The sequence below is a fragment of the Musicola keenii genome (genome assembly GCF_014855505.1).
In the GTDB taxonomy this organism is placed as follows: Bacteria; Pseudomonadota; Gammaproteobacteria; order Enterobacterales; family Enterobacteriaceae; genus Musicola; species Musicola paradisiaca.
The window spans coordinates 1-5,992 of the sequence record NZ_JAAWVW010000042.1 but is presented as its reverse complement, the minus strand read 5'-3'; the positions used below and the strand labels follow the sequence as shown (position 1 = coordinate 5,992).

3 protein-coding genes and 1 pseudogene are annotated in these 5,992 nt (G+C 41.2%); all 4 read right to left on the bottom strand.

Features of this window, described 5'->3' with window-relative positions; translation table 11 throughout:
• Nucleotides 1-942 precede the first annotated feature (942 nt).
• A pseudogene (locus HEP82_RS19595) lies at nt 943-1,786 on the bottom strand (phosphorothioated DNA-binding restriction endonuclease).
• Between the two features lie 663 nt (nt 1,787-2,449).
• Nucleotides 2,450-3,901 carry a flagellin N-terminal helical domain-containing protein gene (locus HEP82_RS19590; RefSeq protein ID WP_192459583.1) on the bottom strand — a complete coding sequence of 484 codons (1,452 nt, stop codon included), beginning with the start codon at nt 3,899-3,901 and terminating at the stop codon, nt 2,450-2,452.
• A 692-nt stretch (nt 3,902-4,593) separates the two neighbouring features.
• On the bottom strand, nt 4,594-4,809 hold the full coding sequence (locus tag HEP82_RS19585) for a helix-turn-helix transcriptional regulator (RefSeq protein WP_192459582.1): 216 nt from the start codon (nt 4,807-4,809) through the stop codon (nt 4,594-4,596).
• Between the two features lie 163 nt (nt 4,810-4,972).
• Nucleotides 4,973-5,542, bottom strand: coding sequence for an inovirus Gp2 family protein (locus tag HEP82_RS19580; RefSeq protein WP_192459581.1), 570 nt, complete (start codon nt 5,540-5,542; stop codon nt 4,973-4,975).
• Nucleotides 5,543-5,992: the final 450 nt, after the last annotated feature.

Genomic DNA, 5,992 nt, shown 5'->3' with positions numbered 1-5,992 from the left:
ATATTAGATTTTTTCATTAAAAACATAATAGCATACCTTAAGAGACTAGAGTGTATATCAATATATGTGACGAATATAAAAACTTCATAATGATGAAGCCTAGTACAATTTCAACAAATCAAGTAGTCTACATTTCACTAAACAATAAGATTATTAATTTAAAAAATACTTGTACACATCTCAATATCGATTTTATATAATATTCAAAACAATACTTAATCAAACACAAAAAATCACACGTAAAATATAGATAAAATATTCAACCAACAAATATACACAATTGTACAATTTTTTGAAAAGCCTCTTGGTCTTAAATGCCTTACACCTAATGATCCGAGGCTTTATTATTAGTTGCAAAGTATAATTATTCCACTCGTCCCATAACAACAGAGATCGGAAATATTCAATTAACGTCCGCTTGGACCTGGTGGATTGCAGGGCCTTCCACTGGGCTTACTATTTGGACGGCATTGAGCCATTTGTGTAGTACTTTGTGCAAGAACTTCTGGTTTTTTATACGTCATAGTAAATCTCCTTCTTATAAGGTCATGATTTTCTGACATGTTATTATCAATCGATGAGAAAAATAGCACATTGTCTTAGATCAATTATTTGACGCTCTCATTGATTATCCAAAGATAATCAATGTCATAGTGTTTATCGCAGAGAAACTTCATGAGTTTACAGTAAAGAGTTAATTACTCACAAATTTATCCTATCATGTAGTTAATGATTGCTATCCACCTGAAAATACGTCGTTTTATCTGATTTATTCCAGAAACGGCAAACATGAACATTTCGCACTAAAAATGCAGCGACAGGGAAAAGCTTTATAACAGAAATACTAACCATGCTAATAATTAGCAAAATAAAAAATCATCCGAAATGAAATGTAATTCAATAAAATCATTCATTTTAAAATGATATTTAGCGCCTAAACACCTACCCCCTATACCACTCAACAAACCGTTCCAGCGGGTAATGCTCCCGCTTTTTAGGTATAAGCAGTTATCCCAGAATAACCTTTCGACGATCCTGCTGCCATTCACGCCTTCAGAAACCATCAGCTTCATGCTGTCATCAATACCGATAACGCCAATATCAAACGCAGAATGATGGACTGAGCATAAAGCCAGCCCGTTGGTCACGGTGCAAAGGCCACCGTATTGCTTCCATTTGCTGTGCGCAGCTTCCAGGCCGACAGCTACCGTATCGTGGCGCAAATCATGGCCGCAGACCGCACAACTGTATTAATATGCACGTAATACTACTTGACGGAAGTGGGGATCGCGAGACTTGCGTACATTGTCTAGAGATAGTTCCAGACGGTTGGCAATCACTTCTTGGATACTTTCAGGAAAGTGCTCACTTAAAATTTGTTGAGCCAGTTTATCGATAAGTTGCGGCTGTTTGCATAGTAGCTGATAGCTGACTTCATCAAATCCCCCCATAACGTCGTGCTGAATCAGCTCGCGGTTTGGTGGCTCTTTATTCCCTTTCTGTGGTGAACAGCGCTCGTCATTCTGCAACTGCCAAAAAACATCTCCCTTAAGCCGGCAGAATGGTATCTTGGGGTAATGGGCGCGCCGCTGTGGCCAAAAACTATTTAAAAGGGCTAATAGAGAAGGGCAGATTTCATCGCCATAGTGAAACAAACGGGGTGCACATCCTGATAGGCCGATAGTATATAAAGCAGTAACAGTGGATTATGAGGCGCACGCTGATCACCCTTACGCCATATAGACATGTTGGTGATGGCTGTTTGAAGTTCCTGGGCAGATAGCATACACAACACGGGCTGAAAGGAGACATATTGTGATAATGCTCGTAAAATCAGTGAGATTCAAGTGTCTTGTTAACCGTGGAAACGCTGGTTAAGCACGCAGAATTTTTCTGTGTTCAGTGTACGCAGTGTTATGTATATGCGTGATTTCGACTATCAATAAAAAGGTAAATAGATCTTTTATCCCATACTTTCTGTAAATGCCATTTCTCATGTTGTTGGCCGTTTTGTGAGTTATAGCCATACTTTTTGCGATTGATTTTATTGGTATGCCTTGTAGCCAGCAATCAAAAAACATTTTTTCTTTTGATGATAAAAATATCTCATAGCCAGTTATCTCCTTAAATATCGATATTGTAAAAATGAGTTTTTTAAACGTCCTTATAGGTGAACGTTTCGATATTAATATCACTTTGTTGGAAATGATCAGAGGAGAGTGGTTACGATTATTTAAGATGATAACAAATTTTATTTTCTCATCGTTAATGACTCGTTCTAAAAGAATAGTATTGATTCCGTGCTCGATATCAATGACACTTATTGACTCATTACCGTAGTTCATGCCTTCAAGATAAGAAAATGCTACTTTGGTGAAGGTGCATTTACTGAATATTTCAATTCTCATGTTGGCTAGTGGTGTATGAGATATCGGCTGACAATCAGGAATCATCCCCGTAACAGGCTTAACACAATATCAGATTGCTGATTAGCCTGAGATAGCATAGATATCGACACCTGTTGCAGAATTTGGGCTTTCGTCATTGCGGAGACTTCGAGCGCATAGTCAGCATCCAGAATGCGTGAGCGGGCGGCGGAAGTGGCGATGGCTTCTTGCGCCAGCACAGTACTTACCGATTCAAAGCGATTCATCTGGCTTCCGTATTCACTACGGTAGCCATTGACTGTTTCTAGCGTTTTGTCAAATGTGGCTAATGCAGCTCCTGCCTCATCAGCGGTACTCAATGTGATATCCGAAAGGCCAAGCGACTCGCTATCTGCTGGCGTCGGGTTAAGGGTGACTGTTTGTAAGTCATCGTCAAAATTAGCGCTGACGACGAAGGTTGTTGCTTTACTGACAGGAACTGAAGGTGGTAGTGGCGGTGCAGGCTCTGTGGGGTTGGGAAGCTCATCCCAACGTGCACTGCCGTAAAACACACCGCTGCCAACCACAATAACAATTAAATCCTCCGTCACTTCATCAATGTGGAGCTTTTCCAATCGGTTTGCAGCCACATATCCATCGTTAAATCCCCCGGTGTTAGCATCTTCAAAACGGTCACCGTCACCACTGTAGGTGATGGTCATGCCCTGATAACTGCTCTGTGTACCTGCGTTAATATTATATTCCCCGGCCTGAGATAGAGCATCAGCCGAGTAGGTCGCATTGGATAAAAAACCATTGTCTTGCGTAATAACGGATGCATTCATGATGCTTTCATCGGTCACGCCATTGGCTGACCAGACAACATCGGCATCACTCCCTTCAGCGGGGGTTCCCACCAGATGCTTGCCATCCCGCGTAAATAATTGGATGTCATCATCGGCACTTAATGAGTCGATGGTAATGGTTATATTTTTTGCTCCGACAGGAATATAAGCCAGAGAAACCACCCCAGAAGGAAATTGATACTGGGTATTTTCATCTGGGAATTTTTCTGCCAGTGGGAGTGTATTTCCCAGTTTAGCGGGTTGAGGACCAGGCTCAGCAGGAGCCAACGGGTAAAGGCCAAAGATTTGTGTCGAGGAAGCAATTCGGTCTATTTCTGCGCGTATTTGCTGATATTCACCGTCCAGACTGGTGCGATCCGCATCGGACAACGTGCCGTTTGCTGCCTGAACCGCGAGTTGTCTACCGCGTTGCAGCAGGTTATTGATTTCATTTAGTCCTCCTTCAGCAGTTTGCATCAGGCTGAGGCCATCTTTCATCCCATCAGTGATCACTTTGTTGGCATTCAGGTTGGCGGTCATCCGGTTAGTAATGGCCTGACCGGCGGCATCGTCCTTTGCGCTATTGATACGTAAACCGGATGAAAGGCGTTCAATGGCCTGACTCAATCGGGAAGCTGATTTACCCTGCTGATTCAATATCGTTAAAGTATGGGCGTTAATCGAGGTCATGGCACATCCATCCTGATGTGATAAAAACAGGGAAATTATCTGTAAGCCATTGTCCTGGGCTGAAAGAAGGAAAGGACTGTCCCTTCCGAACAGCAGGAATAAAAGCAGATAAAACATTAATTTATGTTTGTTTTCGACAATAGCTTAGCGGTGATAGCGATCAAAAGATAATCGTTTTCATAGATCGATGCGATCGTATCGATCGGCGCTACCGATCGACGGTGCGGGAAGTGGCTGGTCATTTAACGCTGCGATAATCAAACAGACCGGTAGTCTGTCCAGTAGCCAAAGCAGGAGAAGAAAACAGACTCATCAACCAGAGCTCGAGGTTCCGGTTACATGTTGAGGAATGTATTTCCACGATAGAAGAGGACTCTCTGTCTCTCAGCTAATGATAGCGACTCTGAGGTTAACAATCAGTTAACGAATTATAATCAGCGAGACAGCGTTAGTGCTTATTGAATCTATGACCTACTTTGCACCTCTTATGAGAAAGTCTCTTAGTCGTAAGGAACTCGTGATAGATGAACGCTTGAGCAATTACTTATTATCGCATTGCTGGTAATGCTGTGGTTACGGAATAGGAGCTCTAAACGCAATACCAAAGGAGACTGTTCATAATCAACAGCAAGTCGCGGAATTGCCTAGTTTAAAGTTGTTTTCTATTATTAAGGTACAAGTGGGAATTATATTTAATTACCGCGTGAATGCTCTATGCGTTGCTGCATCCAGGTTTCTACTTCACTTCTCAACCACCTTGAGCTACGTCCAAGTTTGATAGGTTGCGGAAATTCCCCATCTTTGATCAGTTTGTAGAACCACTTATCCGTCATACCGGTATAAGTCGTGATGAAAACCATATCGATAAGTGGATTGTCTACGGAAAGTAAGGTGGTGGTATTAGTCATGATTTGGTTCTCCCTCTGAGTAGTAAACGACGGGGGAAAATTGGCGTTATCAAAGAGAAATAAGCGCCTATTTTCCCTCAGAGGATGGGCCTTATCAGTTAAAAATTACTTCGACATCTTGCGTTGATGATTAACAAAAGCTGTCTTGTTATATATAAAGTCTTTAACACTGACTACAGCCGAAATTACGGTCTCCATCATCAGTGACTTTGGTATGGTATTTGGCAAGATACATGGCCCGCTCCAGTCCCTTCTGTAATTGCTCATTATTTCCTCGATCAATCCATAGTGACGGGTTATCTGGAAAATGAACCAGTGCGGAAAATCGCTGCACATCAATATGTAAGGCACTGCACCATGCCTGTTGAATCATTCCTGCTAATGAGTTCGTGTCCAAGAAGTTACCAGCCCCACACCATGCATCACGGTTCAGTAGAAATATAACGTGATAATGCTTTTTCCCATTTATTTCACCATATTCTCGAGCCCAGATATAACGCAGTGTAGTGATATGTACTCGCTTTCCTTCGCGCTGCTTACGTTGTTGGCAAGCTTTAATCTTTGCTTTAAGTGATTCGATAAAACGAGATATCACCGCAGCATCAGTTGCAGCTGGAATATTTGGGATTCTTAAGTCCACTCTTAGCATCAGCACTCTACGATAAGCATCTAAAGAACTCAAAAATGTATCGATGATGCGCTGTTGCCAGAAGGGATTGTAAGTGTAATTCATTGAGTTTATCTCCGGTGGATTGTTGTTCATATCCATTACCGGAGTTGTAAAAAAATACTTATTTTTGATGGCAATGCCATGGTGACTGCTAAATGACCTGCAATCAGGATTCATTGATGTTTGACTTGAGTTTTACTCAATAGAGTTTTATCTAAAAACGCCTGTGTGATTTCATGGCCTTCATGATAGGTGTGAACCAAGTATATATTACAAATCAGACAATCAAATCCAGTTTTTTAAATAGTTAATTAGACTCATGCACTGATCGCTAGCGGTTTTTTGTGCATGAATCACTCTGTAATTGAGGTGTGGCACTGCACACCATTTTGTTCATTGATTTTACAAGGAAAAAATAAATAACAATCAGTTTTAAGGAACGTTTTTTCCTCAAAAAAACATGTTTTTTTCATGATTATTCTATGAAATCTCTTCATTTTTATATCTTTTAAC